Consider the following 23,923-nt stretch of genomic DNA (forward strand, 5'->3'; position numbering starts at 1 on the left):
ATACCTCCGTTAATAAATTACTCGTCTGCAAACCAACAAATATTACGTGCAGCCATAATTAGCTCGCCCGCTTTCTCTGCAGATAGCTCTGTAATATCTACAAGCTCATCAATGCCTTGCTCAGCTAAGTCTTCAAGTGTTACTACACCCTTACTTGCCATAACAAATGCTAAATGACGCTCTAAGCCTTCAAGCGCAAGTAAGTCTTCAGCAGGCTCAGCGCCTTCTAAGCTTTCTTCCGTTTTAAGGGCTTTCGTTGTTAATGCATCTTTTGCACGTGAACGTAATACGTCCACTGTTTCTTCATCTAAGCCGTCGATTTCTAAAAACTCAGAAGCAGGTACATACGCAACTTCTTCAAGTGTTGAGAAACCCTCGTTGATAAGTAATGACGCAAACTCGTCATCAATATCTAAGTTTTCAGTAAATAAGTTAATTAACTTATCTGACTCAGCTTCGTTCTTAGCGCGCATTTCATCAACGGTCATTACGTTTAATTCCCAGCCAGTTAACTGGCTTGCTAAACGTACGTTTTGACCATTACGACCAATAGCTTGTGCTAAGTTATCAGCTTCAACAGCAATATCCATTGAGTGAGTGTCTTCATCCATTACGATTGAAGCCACTTCTGCTGGTGCCATTGCGTTAATAACAAACTGTGCTGGGTTGTCATCGTAAAGTACGATATCAACACGCTCACCGCCAAGTTCTGACGATACCGCTTGAACACGTGCGCCACGCATACCAACACACGCACCTACAGGGTCTATACGCTTATCATTAGACTTAACTGCGATTTTAGCGCGTGAACCTGGATCACGAGCTGCGGCACGTAATTCAATCATCTCTTCGCCAATTTCTGGCACCTCAATGCGGAATAATTCCATCAGCATTTCTGGTTTAGAACGGGTTACAAATAACTGTGCACCACGTGCTTCTGGTTTAACTTCATATAGAAGACCACGAATACGATCGCCTGGGCGGAAGTTTTCACGTGGCAGCATGTCGTCACGGTAAATAACCGCTTCTGCGTTATTACCTAAATCAAGTACGATTGCATCACGCGTTGCTTTTTTAACAACACCCGTTACTAGCTCGCCTTGCTGATCTTTGTACGCTTCAACCACTAAGGCACGCTCTGCTTCACGTACTTTTTGTACGATTACTTGCTTAGCCATTTGTGTTGTTATGCGGTCAAATTTAATTGATTCAATCTGCTCTTCTACGTAGTCGCCCATTTTCAAGTCTGGTTCTTCAACTTGAGCAGCTTCTAACGTGATTTCGCTGTATGGATTCTCTAAAGAACCATCTTCTAATACTTCAGCTATTTGCCAGCGACGGAATGTATCGTAATCGCCAGTTTTACGGTCAATTGCAACACGTACATCAATTTCACCATCATGCTTTTTCTTTGTCGCTGTCGCTAATGCGAACTCTAGAGCTTCAAAAATCTTTTCTTTTGGAACCGCTTTCTCATTGGAAACGGCTTCAGCAACCAATAATATCTCTTTTGCCATGGGTAATGCCTCGCTTGCCCTATTCCTTCGCACTCGAATTAAAACTTTGCGATTATGTTCGCACGTTCAATGTTACTAAGCATGATTAAATGCTCTGCACCATCGCTAGATAGTGTGATCATATCGCTGCTAACTGCTATTAAGTCGCCTTTAAAATTACGGCGACCGTCTTGTGGAAGCTTAGTACGCACGCGTACTTCCTCTCCTTGCGCCTGCTCGTAGTGATCTTGTTTGAATAATGGACGATCAACACCAGGAGACGACACTTCCAAATCATATTCGTTTGTAATCGGGTCTTCGACGTCTAAAATCGCACTAATTTGACGACTGGCATCTGCGCAGTTGTCAACTGAAATTCCATCCTCGTGAGCAATATATACTCTTAAGGTAGAATGGCGACCCGCTTGTACAAACTCAAGACCATGTAATTCAAAGCCTAGCATTTCTACCGCAGGCGTTAACATGGTTACTAAATCTTGTTCAAGTTTTGTCACGAAAATCCTCCATACAAACAAAAAAAGGGCTTATAGCCCTAAAATACTGAGTTTAAATTTTGATTTAATCGATAAACATTAAATCAAACGGTGCAGATACAACAACGCCCCGAACCAAGCGGGGCGTCACACCAAAAAACGCAAAACTGTGTGGCCTAGGGCCAAGCTTGGTTGCGAGTCAGTACCCTGACCAAATTAAACTTCATTAGCTTAAACGCAAAACGCGCATTACTTAGAATGCGCGATATAAAGTAGTAAGTTTAAACCTACTATTAAGATTGGTTGCGGGAGCCGGATTTGAACCAACGACCTTCGGGTTATGAGCCCGACGAGCTACCAGACTGCTCCATCCCGCGCCAATAGATAAAAAGTTAATAACTTAATATCGCTGTTAGTAAATTTTATAACCTACTAAACAATGGCCGCTATTATAAGGATGTGCCGCTAAATTAGCAACCATAATAACTAATAAGTTGATAAAAAAAGCAACCTAGTTTATCGCCTTACCTATACTATGTTTTCTATAAAATTTGAATCGTTACAATCAACCGCTGTATTAAATTGCATTCGGTGCTCTATTATCGGTAACCTGAACTTTGGATAATAAATCTATCTCAAGCAGCTATTTTCAGCGCTAACTGCGTTGAATTTACTTGCAATAGGCGAGCTATTGACGCGTAATTTCGCCTTGTTTTCACTGAAAATCTCTGGCTAGAGAAAATAAACATAAATATCATTTTTGATTTAATATGTTAGTAAACCTCTTAACCAGAGTTCAGGTTAAACATACTTTAAGAAATAGATCGCTTTTAAAAATATCACGTATAAAAGTTAATTTTGGCTAATTATGAAAAAATACAACACACTAAGATTGATTTTAGGTGATCAGCTCAATCCTGCTCATTCGTGGTTTAAAGACAAATCAGACGACACAGTATTTGTTATTGCTGAGCTTATGCAAGAAGCACACTATGTAAAACACCATGTACAAAAAATATCAGCCTTTTTTAAAGCCATGGAAAACTTCGCTAATGCATTAAAAGATGCTGGCTTCAATGTTTTACATCTCACGCTAGATGACACCAAAGACGATGATGACTTACCCGCTCTTTTAACGCGTTTAGTCCAGCAGCATGAATGTACCTCTATTGAATATCAATACCCAGATGAGTACCGTTTAAAAACACAACTTCACGAATTCGCGATAAATAGCGAGTTAACGGTGAATGCCTGCGACAGCGAGCACTTTTTATTGGCATTTAACGACATAGATAAACGCTTTAAAAAAGATAAACACGTCACTATGGAGCATTTTTATCGGGCAATGCGTAAGCAGTTTGATATTTTAATGGAAGATGACAAACCTGCCGGTGGGCAATGGAACTTTGATGCCAATAACCGTAATAAGTTTTCAAAAAGTGATTTAGCCGATATCCCCAAACCCAAATTATTTAAAAATGATGTTAGCGCCATTATTGAGCGTTTAGATAAACATAAAATAAATTACTTTGGACAGATAGACACGCAATTAAGCTGGCCAACAACCCGTAAGCAAGCAATAAGTGCGCTTGATCATTTTTGTGCACATTTACTGCCTCGCTTTGGTCAATTTCAAGATGCGATGACAGATCAATGCCCTGATAAGGATACCTTTTATCACAGCCGATTATCGTTTGCGTTAAATGCCAAAATTTTACCCCCTCGCTATGTTATCGACCGTGTTGTTAAAGAGTACCAACAACGTCAAGATGAAATATCTATTTCTCAGGTTGAAGGCTTTATTCGCCAAGTACTGGGTTGGCGCGAGTATGTGCGTGGCGTGTATTGGAAAAACATGCCCGATTACGCCAACAAAAACCAGCTTAATGCAACTCGTGCACTGCCGAGTTATTTTTGGAATGGTAAAACAAAAATGAATTGCTTAAGCCACTCATTAACACAAAGCTTAGACAGCGCGTATGCCCATCATATTCAGCGCTTAATGGTAATAGGTAATTTTTGTTTATTAACCGCCATCAGTCCCGATGAAGTGGATGAATGGTATTTAGGTGTTTATATTGATGCTATTGAGTGGGTAGAAATGCCTAACGCACGAGGGATGAGCCAGTTTGCTGACGATGGCATCATTGCCACTAAGCCTTATGCGGCTAGCGGCAACTATATAAATAAAATGAGTGACTACTGTAAAAGCTGCCAATACAAAGTAAAAGAAAAAGTGGGCAAAGACGCGTGTCCGCTAAACAGCCTTTACTGGCAGTTTATGCAAAAACACCGAGAGCGACTTGAGAAAAACCCACGAATAGGGATGGTTTATCGTAATTGGGATAAACAAGATGAATCATTTCGCCAAGCAACCTTAGAGCAAGCTAACAACTATTTAAATAATATTGAAAAGCTTTAAATATAAATGCCGTCAATTGGCGGCAGCATTCTTGATAGTTAATATTAAAGTACCAAAATAGGTAATATTGTTAATTAAATGTTTAATTTATTTGTCATGGCAATGTAATGAGCTTATTTTTTAATAGCACCTCTTACTCCAAACTATGATGAGAATAAAATGAAAAAACAATTAATTGCAGCGACACTTTTATTACTCGGTACAAGCCAAGCTCAAGCTTTTAGTCAAGAAACTCACAAACGTATTGTTCTTGATGCCGTAAATTATATGCAGCAACACCCAGCCAGCACCGAATATGCTGCCCTACGTCAGTACGCTGCACAAAACAATCTGACAATCTCTGAATTAGCCGAGCTGCTAGGACAAGCGGCTTATGATGTAGATGACTTTGAAGACACCTTTTTCTGTGGTGCCATTACAGGTTCGTGTGTTCAAGCGCCAGTATGGGGAGCAGCGCAAAGTATAGTTAAATATACAAGCTATTGGCATTTTCAAAATCATACCCAAGGTGCAGACCAACATGGAAACGATTTTGGTGGTTATAATTATGAGAAGCTCACCGTTTGGGGCACTATTGATAATCTTGCATCTGCTTGGCTTAAAGGTGACTACCTTGATGATGGTAAAGGGGGAGAAACAGGTTGGTTCAATGCCGACTCTTCAAAATATAACAGTTATGGTGTAACAGAATCTCACTACAGAATCGATAGCAACTCAACCTATTCTATGTACGATGACTTTGAAGAAATGCCATTTCAACCTATCGATAATTTAGGGCAATATTGGTATCAAAGTTACTTACAAAGCGGAAATCCTCAAGTATTAGGGTTTGTATTTCATACGACTGATTTATTACAACCTCACCACACATGGACCACATCAGACCTTAACCACTCTAGCTGGGAAAGTTGGGTAAAAGATTACTATGATCAAGAGCAGCTCAACGATTTATCACTCGTTACTCAAGCAATGCAAACGTTCTCGCCTTTAGATAAAAATAGCCAAGATGTTCGCCCATTATTAACTCAAGGTGGTTCATTTTCTTATGCTCAAGGTGGAATTGTACTCAATTCAAAAGATCATTTTGATCGCCTTAATATAGCTAAGCAAGTAGTGCCCCATGCAATAGCAATGGTGGTGCACTTATTGAACCACGCCATGGTTGCTCGCTAATGAAAAAAATGGCTATTTTAGTGATTACATTACTAGGGGCGTGTTACCACTCCCTAGTAATGGCCTCATTTACACAATACAGTAGTGATGAAATTAACTTTATGCATCGTGCTTATTTAAAGCACAAACCTGAAATTACAATCAATGAAGTTAGAACTCGTCTGTATGAGAATCAGTTTTTGTTACAACAAGCAGCGCTAAAAACACCTGCAATAATAAAGCGACAATCTGCCGTTGGTTTTAGCACTCAATACCATGTTGAACGTTACTTAAAAAATCTGTTCGATTCGCAATTAGCTATAAAGGCACAGTCAAGTCAGGTAAAGCTTGACACTTATGATAGCCATTGGCTTAAACACACATTAGGGTCCTACCCTAAAAATGGTCAATATGTGCAAAGCTTGATTAAAAAAATGCAGCAGATCGATTTAACCCCTATTTTGTATAACTCTATTAATTTATATGAATTTATCGATGCACTATCAATGCAGGTACGTTTTAAACTCCATAGAGGAGATAGTGAACTATTCAAAAGTGAATTAATAAAAAAACGGCAATTCAATATAGCGTTTTCAAAAGCCAAACCGATTTTGGCAAAACAGAATATTGATATTGAACATCTGTATGAAATAGCTAAAGGAGATATTTTGCGACCCTCCATTCAAAGCTGGCTAGGCATAAATACAATGATGCACATGCAGAGCCCTGTTCTTGAAAAGCTAGAGCAACAGGTAAACAAAAGCGAAATTAAAGCGTTTTATCAAGCAAATAAATCGCAGTTTAAATTTTTAAGTCAGGTAAAAGCCCACGGAGCTCAATTTGCTAATCGAGCCAATGCTGTAGACTTTCGCACGTTGGCGGATAACAAATCACTTGAACAAGCATTAGTAATATCAGGAAAACAAGATATATATGCTCAATACAATAGTGAATTAAACCGCAAAAACAAAAGTAGTTGGGTTGTACAACTTGCGTTCACAACTAAAGAAAACACCATTTCCGCTGTTATACGTACACCTAGTGGTGAATGGGTGGTGATACACAGTTATGAGCATCAGTTTGATTACTTTTTGCCAGAAGATGAAACCGTTCGATACCAAGCAACAAAGGCCATCGCAAAACAAAAAGCGGCACAACAGTATGAAAATAACTGGCTCAAGTGGCAAAATAAGACGGGAGTAATTTTATGAGTAAAAAAAATTTCGTTTCTGTCATTGCTTTAGCTTGTGTTGGTATTTACACACTTTTCACTCATTATACTAGCAAACCAACAATAGAAAATATTGATGGCCTTGACCAAGCTAAAAGTGTCAAGCAAACAACGTCCCTTGAGCTGACAGCTGATGACATGACTCAAGAGTTGGAAAGCACGCAATTGAAAACGGCTACAATTAGTAACACTAGTCCTCCCCCCTTGCCAACAATAACCTCTGTGGCCTATTTACCTAACATAGTAAAAAATACTCAGCCAATTGCTCAGTACAGTGGTGATTTAAATAATCACCAGGCATATCAAGATTTCCACCTTGAACAGCAAAGACAGCTAGAACAACGTTTTGTTGTTGCTGCAAAAGCCAAAATATTAAAGCTTGAAGACTTACTTGCTAAAGGCCGACAAAAAAAACTTTCACAAGAACAACTACAAGTTGCAATAGATAAAATTAACGCTTTAAAACAAATGCAAATAGATTTAAAAGACTAACAACGCAAAAAGCCGCCAAATGGCGGCTTTTCACAGGGAAAATACGTGTACTAGCTTAGCTATTTACTTTCGAGCATATTGCCTGAGCCAATTTCAATTTTACGTGGCTTCAGCGCTTCTGGGATCTCACGTTCAAGGTCGATGCTTAGTAAGCCGTTGGCTAGGTCTGCGCCAAGTACTTTAACGTGGTCACCTAACTGGAACTTACGCTCAAAGTTGCGCTCGGCAATGCCTTGATGAATGAATTTGCGTTCATCGTTTTGATCTTTACCTGCTTTAGTGCCTGATACAACTAACGTGTTGTTTTCAGATTGTAGGCTTAACTCGTCTTCACTAAATCCAGCAACTGCCATAGTGATACGGTATTTGTCTTTATCAAGCGCTTCGATGTTGTATGGAGGAAAACTTGGCTGCTTGTCAGTTCGTGCAGCGGCATCCATTAATGATGCTAAATGATCGAAACCAATGAATGAACGATATAGGGGTGATAAATCTACTGTACGCATAATAATATCCTCATATTTAAGCGATATATTGCTGCCACTTTTCGTTTGAACAAGTAACGGCAAAATTTAATTAATAATATAATTTTCAAATAGTTCTGTTTAAATGAAGACCCATCAGGCGTCCTCAAATAACTATTTATGGGCGGACAATTTTATTTCAAGATTTTATATAAAATATTTTTTATTTTTTTTACAGGCTCTAAAAAAAGCGAACACAATAATCGTTTTTTTGCACTGTAATAAATAATGAAATTAGTTACACTAGAGTCAACTAATTTGAGGAGAGCGTTATGTTAACAGTAATTTTTGGCCGTGAAGGCTGCCCTTTTTGTGTTCGCGCTAAAGATGTTGCAGAGCAACTTGCTAATGACCGCGATGATTTTAAATACCGCTACATCGACATCATCAAAGAAGGCATCAGTAAAGAAGATTTAGAAAAGTCTGCAGGCAAGCCATGCCCGACTGTGCCACAAATTTTTGTAGACCAAACACACATTGGTGGTTTTACAGAATTTGAAGCCTACGCCAAAGAAAACCTAGGCCTTTACCAGTAAATTTGTAGGTATATTGTTAACCAGCTTAATTAACGCACAACTTGGGCTGGTTAAATTTCGACCAACATCAAACACATATAAATTAGTTGTAATTTATACAAGCATTTGCCTCGTATTTCCTATACAATGCGCGCCTCTTTAAATTCGTTGAGGCGTATTAATGTCAGAACCAGTCACGTTTGAATCTCTAAATCTTTCTCCTGCAATTTTAAAGGCAGTTGAAGGGTTGGGTTACAAGACACCATCTGAAATCCAAGCTCAATGTATACCGTTATTGCTAGAAAGAAAGGACGTACTGGGACTAGCACAAACGGGTACAGGTAAAACAGCAGCATTTGCACTGCCATTACTAAATAATATTGACCCGTCTGTGAAACAGCCACAGATCCTTGTACTCACACCAACCCGTGAGCTTGCGATCCAAGTAGCTGAGGCATTTGAACAATATGCAAAACACACTCGTGGTGTTGAAGTACTGGCACTATATGGTGGCCAGAGCTACAGCATCCAGTTGAGCGCACTTCGTCGTGGCGCACAGATTATTGTTGCTACACCGGGTCGTTTAATCGATCACATAAACCGTGGCACTATCAAGTTTGATGCTTTACAAGCACTTGTACTTGATGAAGCCGATGAAATGCTACGTATGGGCTTTATCGATGATGTTGAAAACATCATGGAAAAAACGCCGCGTGAAAAGCAAACATGTCTTTTCTCTGCGACTATGCCTAAGCAAATTCAAAACATCAGCAGCAAATATATGAACAATCCTGAACAGGTTCATATTTCTGCACGCAACTCAACTGTATCGTCAGTAGAGCAAGTGTTTTGGAATGCACACGTACATAAAAACAAAGCCATTGTCCGTTTCTTAGAAGCAGAACAATATGAAGGTGCTATTGTTTTCGTACGTACACGTAACGATACAGTACAACTAGCTGAGTTATTAGAGCGCGAAGGTTTTTCTGCTGCGCCGCTTAACGGTGACATGAACCAGCAAGCGCGTGAGCGCACAGTTGATCGTTTAAAAAGCGGCATGCTAAACGTTGTTATTGCAACAGACGTAGCGGCACGTGGTCTTGATGTAGACCGTTTAAGCTTAGTTATCAACTACGACATTCCACAAGATTCTGAAGCCTACGTTCACCGTATCGGCCGTACAGGTCGTGCTGGTCGTACTGGTAAAGCGATTCTTTTCGTTAAGCATAACGAGCGTTATTTACTTAAAAATATCATTCGTCATACTAAATCTGAAATCGCACAAGTTGAATTACCAACAGCTAAAGTTGTTGAAGAGAAACGTATTAATGCGCTTCAAGAAAAGCTTACGCTTGCACTTGAAAATAAAGATATTACTTTCTTTAACGAAGTGGCTGCCAACATGGCACAAAAACTTGAGCTTGCTCCTGAAGACTTAGCGGGTGCATTACTGTGTTTAGCACAGCAACAATCGCCAATTAAAGTTGAAGAAGTTAAGATTCAACCGCGTGAGCGTAACGAACGCAACCCTCGCAACGACCGTAATGATCGTGGTGACCGTGGCCGTCGTAACGAACGTGGCGGTGAGCGCGCTGAGCGTAAACCTCGCGAGCGTAATAGCCGTGATGCAGGCCCTATGGATACGTACCGTATCGAAGTAGGTCGTGAGCATGGTGTTCAGGTTAAGAACATTGTTGGTGCAATTGCTAACGAAGCAGACATTTCAAGCAAGTTTATTGGTGACATTCGTCTTCACGACAGTCACAGTACGGTACAATTACCGCAAAACATGCCTAAAGATGTACTTGATCACTTCCAAAAAGTGTTTATTTGTAAACGCCCAATGGGTATGACATTAACACAAGATCAAGGCCCTTCTGAGCCACGCGGCGAGCGTTCTGAACGCCCTGCTGGTGACAAGAAGCGTAGCTTTAATAAAGATGGCCAACGCCCTGATAAGCGTAGCGGCCCTCGTAAAGAACGTCGCCCAGTTAGCTTCACCGCTAAGTAAGCAACGACTCTTTAGTAAAAAAACCTTGCCACGAAAGTGCCAAGGTTTTTTTGTGTCTGGAATTAAGGTATCAGGTCAGCTTAATCTTCGTAACTCGAAGCCGCAAGCCAGTATTAGGTACTTAACTAACATATTGAATTAAAAAATATTTTGTTTGTTTTCTCTAACCAGAGATTGCAGTAAAAACAAGGCGAAATTACGCGTCAATAGCTAGTCTATTGTAAGTAAGTTCAACGCAATTAGCGTTGAAAAAGCTGCTTGAGATAGCTTTATTATCCAAAACTCAGATTAATTAATGTGTATAAACATGTTTTCTTTGATTTTTAAAACAATAAAATTTATGTAAACTAAGCAAAGGCTATAATTCATGGACGAATTAAAAATTGAAAAGAAATTACGACAACTTACTCTTTGTAGCAATAATGTTCCCTATTTTATTATGCATCATTATTCCTATCTTAATGGACTTTACAGATCCACCATTTATAACAAATGAAATATACGACGTTATTTTCTTTATAGCACTCCCTATTATTTGTGGCGCATCATTCATCTATTTAAATATACTTGTATTCAATAAATATAGACGCTGCACTAAATACAGGGAGCATCTTAAATATAGTTTCTCAGATACAAAAACGAAATTATCATTAATATTCACGTATCCATTAATTCCTTTTTTAATCTATGGAACACTCTATATTTTTATCTCTGAGCCCATTAAGTTATGGGCTTACTACACGCAAGGCGACTATTGGTATAAGGAATATATCCTAACTGATGTACAAAAGTGTGGTTCTGATTATGAAGATAATTGTACTCGTTTATATTTCAAAGATCCTAAAACAAACGAAACTCATGATTTTAGGTGGTACGACGATAAGTCAACAATAATAAACAACAAAAACGATTATGTTTATATTTTTGGTGAGGCCAGTTTGTTTGGCTATATAGTGAGAGATTTAGAAAGGTAAATTACACTTACTTTGAATATTACAGCACTTTTATATAAACCTCACTCGAGTGAGTGAGGTTTATGAATCAAGATTTAAGTTAAGGCGCGACTGCTGGGTACACGTAGCTGGCATCAAGTCCTAATGGGATACCGAGTGCCCAGTAGCCTAGCAAGAAGATACTCCAGCCAATCATAAAGGCGATTGAATATGGCAGCATCATCGCGATAAGCGTACCTATGCCTGTGCCTTTAACGTATTTTTGGCAGTACACTACCACTAGCGGGAAGTATGGCATGAGCGGAGTGATAATATTAGAGCTAGAATCTCCCACACGGTACGCTGCTTGCGTTAAGTCTGGCGAAATACCGAGTTGCATTAGCATAGGCACAAATACCGGACCTAATAGTGCCCACTTAGCCGAGCTTGAACCAACAAACAAGTTTACAAAACCAGTTAGGAAAATAATCCCTACCACCGTTACAGAGCTCGGTAACTCCATTGCTTTTAATACTTGAGCCCCTTCAATTGCCAGTAAAGCACCTAGGTTTGATTTACTAAATGCAGCAATAAATAATGAACAAAAGAATGCCATAACAATGTAATACGCCATACCATTCATGGCTTTGCTCATCGCATCTATCATGTCTTTAGAGCTTTTAAAGGTGCCTACGGTAAAACCATATACTGCGCCTGGGATCCAAAACAGTAAGAAGATTAGCGGCACTATTGACTGCATTAATGGTGAACTAAAGTTTGTTAAAGAGCCATCGCTGCTGCGCATCGCTGAATCAGCGGGTGCAGATACATACGCTAATAACGCAATACCTGCAATCATTACGGAACTGGCAATAAGAAAGGCGCGCTTTTCGTCACTACGGGCATCTTCAAATGCTGGTAGGTCTTGAGTTTCGCCATCAACTGGTGAATTTTTTAAACGTGGTTCAATAATTTTATCGGTGATATACCAACCTAACATCACAATAAATAAACTTGATGCTGAAGCAAAGCCCCAGTTATTAAGCGGGTTAATGCTCATTGTTGGATTAATAATTTGTGCTGCACTTTGCGTAAAACTTTGCAGTAATGGGTCAATCCCAGATGGGATAAAGTTAGCCCCAAAGCCACCACTTACCCCGGCAAATGCCGCTGCAATACCGGCAAGCGGATGACGACCTGCTGCAAAAAATATTACCCCAGCAAGTGGAATAACCAGCACATACCCTGCATCGGTAGCCGTATGGCTCACAATAGCTACCAAAATAATTGAGGGTGTTAGTAATTTTCTAGGCGTTACTTTGAGCATTAATTTAAGGCCGGTATTAATAAAGCCCGAATGCTCTGCAACGCCTACACCTAGCATAGCAACCAGTACTACACCCAGTGGCGCAAAACCGGTGAATGTTTTTACCATAGAAGATAAAAAAGTGGCCAACGAATCGCTGGCAAGCATGTTATTAATAATAATCGCTTCGCCAGTGCGAGGGTCTATTGCATCAAATGTGACGCTTGAAAACCACCAAGACAAAAACCAGATTAATAACATGGCAAACAAAAAGATAATTGCTGGATCAGGAAGCTTATTCCCTACCCGCTCAACAAAATTTAAAAATCGCGCAACTATGCCCGTTGGCATTGTCGCATCATTATTGTTATTCATTTCACTTGTTCCCTAGAATTTAGACTACGCTACTTTAGCGTATCTAAGGAATGAGGTAAATTTTAACTGAATAAACAAGTTCTTTTTTAGGCACAAAAAAACGCGGCTCAGTGGCCGCGCAGTTATAAGTGAATAAAAAAAGCTTATGCGAGTGCTTTTACTTCATCCCATATTCTTACTACGAGTGCTTTATCATCTTCATTAAGTTCGCCATTGCGATAAGCTTTTACTAAGCTTTTTTCAACCGTGTCGTTTAGTTCTGCAATTTCTAGATTTAACTCTTCAACTTGTGCATAACCTACGGCCAAATCAAAGTGGCCGCGTAAATAACCGCCAGCAAATAACTCGTCATCGGTGGCTTTTATCACTAAATCATCAAAATATTGCTGCGCAGCATCTATGTAATTTACTAAACTCATGTGTTACTTCTCCTCTGGGTGCAGCCCATCTTGATGACCTACTGCATACATAATATGGTCGTTAAACCCACTGGTTACACGTATATAACCGCTTAATTCATCATCTAACTTGCTATCACCGGTATCACAAATCAGCGGTCGGCCATTTAAAGCCTGTAATTTTGTTTTTGTAGCCACCACAATAATATTATCGCGGCCTATCGCTTTAATTAACGCAGGGCTAAGCTGTTGATTGCCTCGACCAAAAATATGCCCTTGGCCGCCAATTAGAGTGATCACTAACTTTGTTTCACGTTCTTTGGTAAGTTCAAGAAGTTGCTGTGCTGTTAGGTCTTGCCCTACTAAGGCTTGATCTTCAACGAGATCAACACCGAGTAAGGTGTTTTCAAGCCCCATCTCTTCCATCACTGCGCCGACCGTTGAGCCACTACCCATGACATAGAGGCTATCGGCATCCATTTCACTAACGACATAAGCAGCTATATCTGCTAGCACCAGCTCGTCAGTTTCTTTACCGCCATTTTTAACCGCTTGTACATAGCGCACTTCACTTGGCACTTGCATTTCACCATAACGTTTTGCTTTTACTGTTCCTTGGCGAAAAGCCACTTCATCAATGTCCATCACATCAGCATCGCTTAATGTTACCAGCTCACCTTTTACCAGCATTTCAACTACACGGCCTGCGGCTTTTGGCGTTATGGCATACACGCCGGAATGAATTTTACACCCAGCAGGAATGCCCAATACGGGTACAGAGTCTTCTACAGCATGGCAAATATTGCGCGCCGTTCCGTCGCCACCAGCAAATAAGATTAAATCAACACCTTGTTGCTGTAATAAACGAGCTGCAGCTTCGGTATCATCACTGGTTGTGGGTGAGTTACTTTGATAAACCACTTGCGTATTAAAGCCCAGCGCTTTTGCTGTTTGCTCCCCCATTTCATCATTAACAGTATAAATAGTAATATTTGATTGATGAGGTACCAGCACTTCAAGTGCAGCTTTAGTGCGGCTATTTGACTTAGGCTCTGCACCTAATGCGATGGCTTTAGCAGCGGTGTCTTCGCCATCACTGCCTTTTAGCGCCACACTACCACCGAGTCCTGCGACCGGATTTACAATCAACCCTAATTTAAACTGCATCTTTTAGCTCCTCGGGAGAATGCCATGAAAACTGCGCAGCATGTAATGGCCACGTGGTGTTATAAAATTTACACAGTGCTTTTAATAATAAGGTTGTTCGCGGGTTAAACCCGTTTTGCAACAACTCTAATAACTTTGCATGAACACGTGATTGAAACGCAAATCGACAAGTTTGCTCACCATTTAAATTATCTACCGATACGTTAAAATCAAACCCAGCAGCCACACTCACTGCCCACTCTATTGCTTGAGGTTTTACCTCTACTGATTCAAACTCCGCTTGCTGTGTAGCATCGCGCCCATCAGGGCAATACCAATAACCATAGTCTTCACTTAAACGGCGTTGCGAGCCTGCCACTAACCAATGAGCTATTTCATGTAGTGCACTGGCATAAAAACCATGGGCAAACACAATTTGATGATATGGAGTTGTATCATTTGCGGGAATGTAAATAGGCTCATGCTCACCTTTTACCAAACGCGTGTTATAGCTTTGGTAAAAAGTGTGTTCGAAAATAGACATTAGATCAGCTACTTGGTGCATAAATACTTCGTATACTCGTTTGAACCCGATGCTTTAAAGACAGATAAAATTAGTATAAAGCACACTAAAAACGAAGCGAATTGTACGTACTTTTATCTACAAAGTAAAAAATTAGCGATGCATTAATTAAGGCTTCCTTACCATACTTTATTTACTGAACGCTTAATTACGCTTACCATACACCAACCAAAAACCTGAATTGACTCACTCTTATGGTTAAACAACACAGCTCTTTGTCGTGGCTATTTATCTCTTTTACTTTTTTAACACTGTTGGCTACTTCTGCCAGCAGTTATGCAAAAAGCATAAGTATTAACGTATTTGCTATTCCCTCTAAGCCTATTGTTGAGCTAGTCGCTAACACCAGCAATGAATTGGCCTCGCACCAAATTACTACGTTTTACCAACAAGGGTTACCCGTACACGCCACCTTGTATTTAACGGATTACCCACTTGAAGCACAAAACGAAATTAAGCAAATGGTTAAACGCATTGTAAAAGAACATCAGTCGTTTGAGATAAAAGCCAATGGATTTAGTGTATCACCAAGTAATTGGGCATTTATAAACTTAGAAAAATCATATCAATTACAACGATTGGCAGATGAGGTTACCCTCAAGCTTGAGCCGCTTCGCGATCATCAAGCACCAGTGCCAAGTTGGGTAAAGCATTACCCTAATAAACTTGTGGCTTTTGAACGTTATGGCAGCCCTAATGTATTTCAAAATTTTCAGCCGCATTTAACCCTACTTGCAAATGAGAAAAATCCTGCATTAGCGTTAGTACAAAAAGCGCTGCACGCTGAGCCGCCACAGGCACAAGGGGAAATAATTGGGATTGGAATTGGAGTGTCTGATCAGTTTGGTCAACAAAAAGAAATACTCGCTAAGTACTTTTTTGATGCCAAATAAATAGTTAATAACAGGGCTAATTACACACTTTAAACTAATAATGTTTATGGGTTTGTGGTTAGCTTATCTGTTAAATGTTTTTTAAGTATGCGGGTGTTACGCGTATTTGCTTTAAATATAGCATCAAAAATATCTCCAAAAAATGGAATGAGCCCGCCAACAAAATCAATCAACATATTTATAATAATACGGCTTTTTACTCGCTTGCTAACACCTAAGCGCTGCGCTTCAATTAGTACATAGCCAGACAAAATAAGCCCTGCTAAATCACCCATCACAGGTAAAAGCCCAATCAGCGACTCTACACCAAATTTAAATTTAGTAAACGGAATACCAATGCTGCTATCGGTAAAGCGGCTAAACTCTTCGAGCCGTTTTATGGTGGCTTTATATTCAGTTTGTGAGATGGAAGCTTGATTGTTTTTTTGCATAATAACAGCTCTCTTATTTTTAGGTGCGCTGAGCGCATTTAAATTATTGAGCGGCAATAAAGATGTATAGCCTGTATATACTAAACGCGCTATTGCCCGTTTAGTATAGTTTTAAACGTAAGGCGCTTAAATAGCGCCTTTAATTGGCCCATGTTCGTGGTGTACATGTGGGTTTTGACCGCGTTGACGAAGTAAATGATCCATTAAAGTAATGGCCATCATAGCCTCAGCAATCGGAATAGCACGAATTCCTACACAAGGATCGTGACGACCTTTGGTGATCATCTCAACCGCTTCATTTTCGGTGTTAATACTATTACCGGGAATAGTAATGCTCGATGTCGGTTTAAGCGCAATTGATGCGATTATATCTTGCCCCGTTGAAATACCTGCAAGCACGCCGCCGGCATGATTTGAGGTAAACCCATCAGGGGTTAACTCATCACGATGTTCTGAGCCTTTTTGCTCGACTACATCAAAGCCATCACCAATTTCAACGCCTTTAACAGCATTAATACTCATTAATGAATGTGCAAGTTCGGCATCTAGCCTATCAAATACTGGCTCACCTAAGCCAACAGGCACATTTTTAGCTACTACTTTTACTTTAGCGCCAACCGAGTCACCTTGTTTTTTAAGGTCACGCATATATTCGTCAAGCGCTTCAAGCTTACTTGTATCTGGGAAGAAAAATAAGTTGTTTTCCACTTCATCCCAATCGTAGTTTTCGGCTTTTATTGGCCCTAATTGGCTCAAGCATGCTTTAACTTCAATACCATGAAACTGTTTTAAATACTTTTTAGCAATGGCGCCTGCGGCAACTCGAATAGCGGTTTCACGCGCAGATGAGCGGCCACCACCACGGTAATCGCGCAGGCCGTACTTATGCCAGTAGGTATAGTCACCGTGACCTGGACGAAACACGTCTTTAATTTTGCCATAATCTTGTGAACGTTGATCGGTATTTTCAATTAATAAACCAATGCTGGTACCGGTGGTTTTACCTTCAAAAACACCCGCTAAAATTTTAATTTGGTCGCTCTCACGGCGCTGCGTGGTATAGCGGCTTTGCCCTGGTTTTCGTCTATCTAAATCGTGTTGTATGTCGGCCTCTGTTATCTCAAGGCCTGCTGGCGTGCCATCCACAACGCCGCCTAATGCAACGCCGTGGCTTTCGCCAAAGGTGGACACTTTAAATAACTGCCCTATGCTATTACCTGCCATTAACTTTCCTCATTCCTAATGACTTATAGCCGAGAATTATCTCGGCTATAGTGTTACCCAGCCATTTGGGATGAATGGCTAGTATTAATAATTACTGTGCAAAGTAGGCATCTAGTTGTTGCTTGCTAATAACAAACACCCCTAATCCGCCTTGTTCAAACTCAATCCATTCAAATGGTGCGCCTGGATACAGTGCATCCATATGTACCATAGAGTTACCTACTTCGACAAATAACAAACCGTTATCTGTTAGATGCTCACTAGCTTGATCTAAAATAGTACGTGTTACATCAAGGCCATCGTGACCCGATGCTAACCCAAGCTCTGGCTCGTGATGGAATTCACGTGGTAAATCAGCCATATCTTCAGCATCAACGTACGGTGGGTTTGCTACGATTAAGTCGTATTTTTGCCCAGGCACACCACTGAATACGTCAGACTGGATCGGTAATACGCGCTCACTTAGTTGGTAATCGGTGATATTGATATCAGCCACTTCAAGCGCTTCATAGGATATATCAACCGCATCAACTTGCGCATTTTCGAATGCTTGTGCCAATGCAATCGCAATACAACCCGATCCCGTACATAAATCTAAAATACGCCCTACTGACTCTGGCTGCTCTAGCCAAGGTGTAAAACGATTATTAATAAGCTCAGCAAAAGGCGAGCGAGGAATTAATACACGTTCATCCACATAAAATGGCATATTGGCAAACCATGCAATGTTGGTCAGGTATGGAACTGGGGTAAAATCGTTAATGCGCTCGGCAATTAAGCCTGCTAAACGGTTTTTTTCAGTGCTAGTTAAACGGGCATGCATCAGCTCTTTGGGTGCATCAATTGGCAAGCTAAGTGCTGGTAATAACAAACTTACCGCTTCATCCCATGCGTTATCGGTGCCATGACCAAAGAAAATACCGCTACTTGCAAATTGACTTGTCGTCCAACGAAGCCAATCATGTAAGGTTGAAAGTTCTGCAACAGCTTCATCCAGGGTTGCTTCTTCTATTAGTAATTCACTCATCAGTATTATCTGCCTGCTACTTTCAAAAAATAAACTCAATCGAGGCACAACTATGGGCCCCATGATTGCCCTATTGTATACCCAAGCCACCTCTAGGTGCGAGTGACAGTTAGAATTAAAGGTAATTTAAACAAGGCATTGATTGCAAGTGTAATAGTCACTCTGTTGTTAAAATCAATAACGCAGTATAAATTGCTTTTAAATTAACCTTATTGGCGCTGCACTATGCACCTCAAAGCTGCTTGGGTATCACACCTTTTTACTCGATTTTTACCACTTTTTTGTTTAGACTGCCGCTATGAAAAAAGATCCCCACTCAAACAGCCTAATTAGTCCTGATGACATTGACTTGTTTCGTCAAAGTATCAGCGGTGCGCGCGTGTTCAAACAAGACACTCACCGTTTTAGTAATAAACCTAAAGTGTCACAAGCGAAGCAATTTGCCCAGCAAAAAAAGCAACAACAATCAGAATTTTTCTTTTCTGATGAATATGTGCCAGATATAGACACTAACGGTACTGTTAATTATGTGCAACAGGGTCAGGATCGTTTTTTAGCGAAACAACTTCGTCGAGGGGATTTTATACCTGATTTAACTCTAGACCTGCATGGCTTAAATAAAGAAGTAGCCAAAGATGAACTCGCAGGGCTTATTCATGAGTGTAAAAAAAAGCATTATTACTGCGCCTGTGTTGTACACGGAATTGGCGGCCATATCCTCAGGCATAAAGTGCCGCAATACTTAGTGCAACACCCCGATGTTATTGCTATGCATCAAGCACCGCTCGAATATGGCGGTAAAGGTGCGGTACTGATATTAATTAATTTACCGCAAAGTGATGAGTTTAGACGCTAATCAACAAGAGCCTTTTAGTGCATATATTTTCGATTATATTCCCGCTGATATTTATTGTGCTATGTGGCTACATTGCTAGCCGCAGTGGCTTTTTAGAGCGTATCCATATAGCGGGATTAAGTAAGTTTACTTTTTATATTAGTGTGCCGAGCTTTTTATTTTTAAATATGGCCAAAGCAGACTTACAAACCAGTGTCAGCTTAAATGGCTTTTTAAGTTTTTACATTCCGGTTATTTTAATTTACCTTTTTGCCCTAATTATTGACCGCTACATTCTCTCTAAAAAACTTCAATACGAACGCCATAGCGTGTTTGCTCTTGGCAGTAGCTATTCCAATACTGTATTGGTGGGGTTACCTATTATTATTGCCGCATTAGGCGAGCAAATGATGGGCATTATTTTTATGATCATTACCTTTCATAGCGCATTATTGTTCACCCTTACTTTTTTAATTAGTGCAAACAGCGCTAGTCATGTGTTTTCCTGGTCAGCATTTTCCAAAAATATGCTACTCAATCCAGTGGTGTTAAGTATTAGCACTGGTTTATTGGTTAATTTGGCAGGGATTACTTTATTTGCTGACTTAACTAAGGGCTTAGCGCTTTTAGCCGAACCAGCTATTGCTTGTGCGTTATTTGTATTGGGCGCTAACTTAGCTTTTTATAAAATTAGCGATAACTGGCAAGCAGCGGCCATTGCCAGTCTATTAAAATTAGTCATATTACCTGCCTTGGTATTATTGCTAGGCACACACGTATTTACACTTAATGAGTCACTGCTAAAAGTACTGGTGCTATTAAGTGCATCACCATTAGGCGTTAATGCCTATTTAATTGCATGCCAAATAAAACAACACCAAGATACCCTTGCCAGTGCAGTGGTTTTATCTACAGTATTAAGTGTGTTGAGTTTTAGTGTGTGGTTAACCATTTTACTTTAGATAAATGCCTAACCACGTTTTATCGTCAGGCTTTAAGCTGGGGAGGTTCGTAGTTTATACGGTTACATTAGCTGGCGCATTTATGGTGATGTAATCACTTTTATGGCTCGCTTCATCATAACTAATTTGGGCAACTGCACCGGTGTTAAAAATTGGCATGTTACCCGCGCATAGTTGGTCAACCAAATAGCTCACCATAGGCATATGGGCAACAACCAGCCAGGTATCGCATTCTGGGTGGAGGGCAATTAACGTTTCTAAATAATCTGCTGCAACCTGAGGGTTCCCTTCAGGAATAATATCGTGACAGGTTTCTTCAAATAAAAAACGATTACTTTTTTTAACAGCCTCAGCGGTTTGCTGCGCTCTAACATAAGGACTAACTAACAAGCCACTGGGAGCGTGCATTTTTTGCAACCATAGCCCCATTTTTTCAGCTTGTTGCTGACCCATAGAAGTCAAACTTCTACTGACATCATCAGCCTGCATAGGTATTGCTTCACCATGACGCATTATCAAGATTGTTTTCATAAAAAATCAACCAATTAAAGAATATAAAACAGTAGCCAATTTGCTCGAATTTCCGCTATATTAATAACTCAAACCTATTTATTTTCTTAAAATAGTTCTTTCATGATGTTCAGGTAAATAGCGTCGCATTCCTGAAGTTATCATCTGTTGTTAACAATTATACGTTTAGTTTCAGGAGCATCATTTGAAAATCAGCACCAATGATAACAGAGCTTACCGCACACTAACACTGGACAATGGTCTAAAAGTGCTTTTAGTGCGCGATCAGGACTCAGCAAAAGCGGCAGCCTCTATGGCCGTTAACACTGGTCACTTTGACGATCCTCTTGATAGGCAGGGCTTAGCGCATTTTTTAGAGCATATGTTGTTTTTAGGCACTGATCTTTATCCTGAATCCGGTAGTTTTAATAATTTTGTCTCTCAATCTGGTGGTAACACCAATGCTTGGACTGGCACGGAGCATACCTGCTACTTTTTTGATATTAATAACAATCATATTGAATCGGCATTAGCGCAATTTAGCCGTTTTTTTATAGCGCCCAGCTTGGATCCCGCAGAAACCGAAAAAGAACGAAATGCCATTGAGGCTGAGTTTAAATTAAAGATTAAAGACGATGGCCGACGTATATATCAAGTGCATAAAGAAACTGTTAACCCTGCACATCCATTTGCTAAGTTCTCTGTAGGCAACCTACAAACATTAGCCGATAGACAACACTGTATTAGTGATGAATTACGTGACTTTTTTAATCAGCATTACCAAGCTCAATGGATGACTCTAGTGATTTGTGCCAATGAATCATTAGATACACTAGAAGCATGGGCAACTCAGCATTTTTGCCAAATTAAAGGCAAACAAGGTAAATTAAAACCACCTATAGAAGCGCCGCTTTATCGCAGCCAAGACTTAGGTAAGTTGCTTCATATAGAGCCACATAAACACGTACAAAAGCTGATTATTAGCTTTGCCATGCCAAACATAGACGATTTTTACCGTCATAAAACAGTTAGTTTTATTGCCCATTTACTAGGGTACGAAGGGCAAGGCTCGTTGTATTCTGTGCTTAAAGAACAAGGTTGGATCAATGCTCTTTCTGCCGGAGGTGGCATCAACGGTAGTAACTTTAAAGATTTTAATATTAGCATGGCGCTGACCGATGAAGGCATTGAATACTACGAAGACATTATTGAAATGGTATTTGAATACATTTGCCTAATAAATAACAACATCAACAAACTGCCTCGCTTGTATCAAGATAAACAAAAACTGCTACAGATCGCATTTGATAACCAAGAAAAATCTCGACTGATTGACTGGGTCAGTAACTTAAGTATTAACATGCAACATTACGATGAAGTTAATTACTTACAGGGCGACTATTTAATGGAAGGCTTTAAATCCACCACTCATGAAATGGCAATGCAATGGTTAACCCCTCACAATATGCGTTTAGTGCTGATTCATCCGGGTGTAGAGCCTGAACACACAGCTGCTTGGTATAACACACCATATAAAATTGAAAAATTGTCACTGCATTGGCTCGAAGCGTTGGCACAAATTAGTCAGCCACAGGGTGAAATGTCATTACCTAACGCAAATCCTTATTTAGCTAAAGATGTTGTTTTATATCCAATAGAGTCGCAGCAAGCTCATCCAACGTTGCTGGTAAAAGAAGCTGGCTTTGACTTTTGGTTTAAACAAGATGCCACCTTCAGAGTGGCCAAAGGGCATTTTTATTTAGCCATGGACTCTGACTTTGCAGTTAAAGATGTAAAGCATATGGCATTGACTCGATTGTTTTCTGATTTGTTTATGGATAGTGTTGGCGAGCAGTTTTATCCAGCTGAGCTCGCGGGCTTAAGTTATCACTTAACCTCTCACCAAGGTGGCTTAACCTTGCATACTGCGGGGCTATCTTCAAGCCAACTTGAGCTGGTTGATCAACTAATTGATGCACTATTTAACGTAAAAATTTGTGCTAAACGCTTTGCTGAATATAAAAAGCAACTGGTAAGGCATTGGCGCAATAGTAACCAAAATAAACCTGTTAGTGAGCTCTTTAGTATATTAGGCGCTAAGATAATGCCGTGGAACCCACAGCCTGACGAGTTAGCAAATGCACTTAAAGATACCTGTTTTCATCAGTTTAATGAGTTTAGACAGGCGTTTTTTAATGCACTTCATGTTGAGTCTTTTTTACATGGCAATTGGCAGCAAAGTGAAGCCCTTGAGTTTCAGAAAAAGGTGGCACTACACCTTAAAAAGTCAGCAGTTATAGAAGATTTAAAGCGCCCACTCTTTGAAATTACTAAAGTGACTCGTTACGAATTAGAACTCGCTTGTAGCGATAATGCCATGGTGATTTACTACCAAGCATTAAGCGATAATGTTGATGAAAAAGTAAAAATGATGGCGCTTAATCACTTAATTAATCAAGATTATTTCAATGAACTACGCACCACACAACAATTGGGTTATTTGGTCGGTGCCGGTTATGCGCCCTTTAATACTCGTGCCGGAATTGCTTTTTATGTTCAGTCACCTAAATTTGAACCAAGCATGTTACTACACAGGCATAATGTGTTCATCAGTCAGTATTTATCAACCATTGATGAACTAACAGAGCAAGCCTGGCTGCAACAAAAATATGGGCTAACAACGCATATTGCCGAAAAAGACAAAAACTTGCGTTTACGTTCACAACGTTTATGGCTTGCTATTGGCAATGGCGATCACCAGTTTAATATGCAGCAACGCCTGCTGGATTCTTTAAACGCATTAACGCTTGAGGATGTAAAAGCCTATGCAGCTGAAATTTTTAATGCAGATCGCCCAAGATATGAGCTTTTAAGCGCTAAATCTGTGAATCAACCGAAGAATCTACCACTTTATTCTCATTCTCTTTGACTCTTGCGCGCGCTTGATTTAGATTGTCTTTTGTA

21 protein-coding genes and 1 tRNA gene are annotated in these 23,923 nt (G+C 40.0%); 10 read left to right on the top strand and 12 right to left on the bottom strand.

Translation table 11 applies throughout. The features are described 5' to 3' along the window. Window positions 1-17: 17 nt before the first annotated feature. From nusA to CWB76_RS06180, 3 genes are all read right to left on the bottom strand, one after another. A complete protein-coding gene (gene nusA / locus CWB76_RS06170) occupies window positions 18-1,517 on the bottom strand; it encodes a transcription termination factor NusA (protein ID WP_010391392.1) in 1,500 nt (499 codons plus the stop codon). Between the two features lie 38 nt (window positions 1,518-1,555). Continuing rightward, window positions 1,556-2,011 carry a ribosome maturation factor RimP gene (rimP, locus tag CWB76_RS06175; RefSeq protein ID WP_008114543.1) on the bottom strand — a complete coding sequence of 152 codons (456 nt, stop codon included), beginning with the start codon at window positions 2,009-2,011 and terminating at the stop codon, window positions 1,556-1,558. Between the two features lie 279 nt (window positions 2,012-2,290). Then, window positions 2,291-2,367 (bottom strand) — tRNA-Met (locus CWB76_RS06180). 491 nt (window positions 2,368-2,858) lie between these two features. On the opposite strand from CWB76_RS06180, the gene CWB76_RS06185 reads away from it, so the two are divergent. From CWB76_RS06185 to CWB76_RS06200, 4 genes are all read left to right on the top strand, one after another. Further along, window positions 2,859-4,412, top strand: coding sequence for a cryptochrome/photolyase family protein (locus CWB76_RS06185; protein WP_138606215.1), 1,554 nt, complete (start codon window positions 2,859-2,861; stop codon window positions 4,410-4,412). A 159-nt stretch (window positions 4,413-4,571) separates the two neighbouring features. Then, window positions 4,572-5,585, top strand: a complete 1,014-nt coding sequence (locus CWB76_RS06190) for a phospholipase C/P1 nuclease family protein (RefSeq protein ID WP_138606217.1) — start codon at window positions 4,572-4,574, stop codon at window positions 5,583-5,585. Then, window positions 5,585-6,775, top strand: a complete 1,191-nt coding sequence (locus tag CWB76_RS06195) for a peptidylprolyl isomerase (protein WP_138606219.1) — start codon at window positions 5,585-5,587, stop codon at window positions 6,773-6,775. The genes CWB76_RS06190 and CWB76_RS06195 overlap by 1 nt, the downstream gene beginning before the upstream one ends. Beyond that, window positions 6,772-7,287 (top strand): hypothetical protein, encoded by a 516-nt coding sequence (locus tag CWB76_RS06200; RefSeq protein ID WP_138606221.1) that lies wholly within the window; start codon window positions 6,772-6,774, stop codon window positions 7,285-7,287. Before CWB76_RS06195 ends, CWB76_RS06200 begins: the two co-directional genes overlap by 4 nt. A gap of 59 nt (window positions 7,288-7,346) precedes the next feature. On the opposite strand, the gene CWB76_RS06205 is transcribed toward CWB76_RS06200, so the two are convergent. Beyond that, a complete protein-coding gene (locus tag CWB76_RS06205; RefSeq protein ID WP_010391385.1) occupies window positions 7,347-7,793 on the bottom strand; it encodes an Hsp20 family protein in 447 nt (148 codons plus the stop codon). Between the two features lie 290 nt (window positions 7,794-8,083). Between CWB76_RS06205 and CWB76_RS06210 the strand changes: the two genes are divergently transcribed. Further along, the gene (locus CWB76_RS06210; protein ID WP_008114535.1) at window positions 8,084-8,347 is read left to right on the top strand and encodes a GrxA family glutaredoxin; all 264 of its coding nucleotides are present in this window, start codon (window positions 8,084-8,086) and stop codon (window positions 8,345-8,347) included. Window positions 8,348-8,507: 160 nt separating this feature from the next. Beyond that, entirely contained in the window at window positions 8,508-10,337 is a 1,830-nt protein-coding gene (locus CWB76_RS06215; RefSeq protein ID WP_138606223.1) for a DEAD/DEAH box helicase, read from the top strand. 1,053 nt (window positions 10,338-11,390) lie between these two features. Here the strand turns inward: CWB76_RS06215 and CWB76_RS06225 are convergent. The 4 genes from CWB76_RS06225 to CWB76_RS06240 all read right to left on the bottom strand — a co-directional run bounded on the left by CWB76_RS06225 (window position 11,391) and on the right by CWB76_RS06240 (window position 15,059). Then, window positions 11,391-12,950, bottom strand: coding sequence for an AbgT family transporter (locus tag CWB76_RS06225; RefSeq protein ID WP_010391381.1), 1,560 nt, complete (start codon window positions 12,948-12,950; stop codon window positions 11,391-11,393). Window positions 12,951-13,093: 143 nt separating this feature from the next. After that, a complete protein-coding gene (locus CWB76_RS06230) occupies window positions 13,094-13,369 on the bottom strand; it encodes a YfcL family protein (protein WP_010391380.1) in 276 nt (91 codons plus the stop codon). A 3-nt stretch (window positions 13,370-13,372) separates the two neighbouring features. Beyond that, window positions 13,373-14,515: an ATP-NAD kinase family protein gene (locus CWB76_RS06235; RefSeq protein WP_138606227.1), complete on the bottom strand. Its 1,143-nt coding sequence runs from the start codon at window positions 14,513-14,515 to the stop codon at window positions 13,373-13,375. Continuing rightward, window positions 14,505-15,059, bottom strand: a complete 555-nt coding sequence (locus tag CWB76_RS06240) for an elongation factor P hydroxylase (RefSeq protein ID WP_138606229.1) — start codon at window positions 15,057-15,059, stop codon at window positions 14,505-14,507. The genes CWB76_RS06235 and CWB76_RS06240 overlap by 11 nt, the downstream gene beginning before the upstream one ends. 212 nt (window positions 15,060-15,271) lie before the next feature. Between CWB76_RS06240 and CWB76_RS06245 the strand changes: the two genes are divergently transcribed. Then, window positions 15,272-15,970 carry a 2'-5' RNA ligase family protein gene (locus tag CWB76_RS06245; RefSeq protein WP_138606231.1) on the top strand — a complete coding sequence of 233 codons (699 nt, stop codon included), beginning with the start codon at window positions 15,272-15,274 and terminating at the stop codon, window positions 15,968-15,970. A 44-nt stretch (window positions 15,971-16,014) separates the two neighbouring features. Here the strand turns inward: CWB76_RS06245 and CWB76_RS06250 are convergent, their stop codons facing one another. The 3 genes from CWB76_RS06250 to prmB all read right to left on the bottom strand — a co-directional run bounded on the left by CWB76_RS06250 (window position 16,015) and on the right by prmB (window position 18,652). Further along, entirely contained in the window at window positions 16,015-16,401 is a 387-nt protein-coding gene (locus CWB76_RS06250; RefSeq protein WP_138606233.1) for a DUF4112 domain-containing protein, read from the bottom strand. A 126-nt stretch (window positions 16,402-16,527) separates the two neighbouring features. Further along, entirely contained in the window at window positions 16,528-17,625 is a 1,098-nt protein-coding gene (gene aroC, locus CWB76_RS06255; protein WP_138606235.1) for a chorismate synthase, read from the bottom strand. 91 nt (window positions 17,626-17,716) lie between these two features. Next, window positions 17,717-18,652, bottom strand: coding sequence for a 50S ribosomal protein L3 N(5)-glutamine methyltransferase (prmB, locus tag CWB76_RS06260; protein ID WP_076918988.1), 936 nt, complete (start codon window positions 18,650-18,652; stop codon window positions 17,717-17,719). Between the two features lie 298 nt (window positions 18,653-18,950). Here prmB and smrB point away from each other — a divergent pair, with 298 nt between their 5' ends. Together smrB and CWB76_RS06270 are read left to right on the top strand one after the other, a co-directional pair. After that, window positions 18,951-19,508: an endonuclease SmrB gene (smrB, locus tag CWB76_RS06265; RefSeq protein ID WP_138606237.1), complete on the top strand. Its 558-nt coding sequence runs from the start codon at window positions 18,951-18,953 to the stop codon at window positions 19,506-19,508. Between the two features lie 17 nt (window positions 19,509-19,525). Beyond that, entirely contained in the window at window positions 19,526-20,449 is a 924-nt protein-coding gene (locus CWB76_RS06270; protein ID WP_138606239.1) for an AEC family transporter, read from the top strand. A 54-nt stretch (window positions 20,450-20,503) separates the two neighbouring features. Here CWB76_RS06270 and sixA read toward each other — a convergent pair whose 3' ends face one another. After that, window positions 20,504-20,980, bottom strand: a complete 477-nt coding sequence (gene sixA / locus CWB76_RS06275; protein WP_171039596.1) for a phosphohistidine phosphatase SixA — start codon at window positions 20,978-20,980, stop codon at window positions 20,504-20,506. A gap of 184 nt (window positions 20,981-21,164) precedes the next feature. On the opposite strand from sixA, the gene CWB76_RS06280 reads away from it, so the two are divergent. Further along, entirely contained in the window at window positions 21,165-23,888 is a 2,724-nt protein-coding gene (locus CWB76_RS06280) for an insulinase family protein (protein WP_138606241.1), read from the top strand. The last annotated feature ends 35 nt before the right edge of the window (window positions 23,889-23,923 follow it).

Origin of the sequence: Pseudoalteromonas sp. S1609, assembly GCF_005887255.1 — a bacterium.
GTDB lineage: Bacteria > Pseudomonadota > Gammaproteobacteria > Enterobacterales > Alteromonadaceae > Pseudoalteromonas.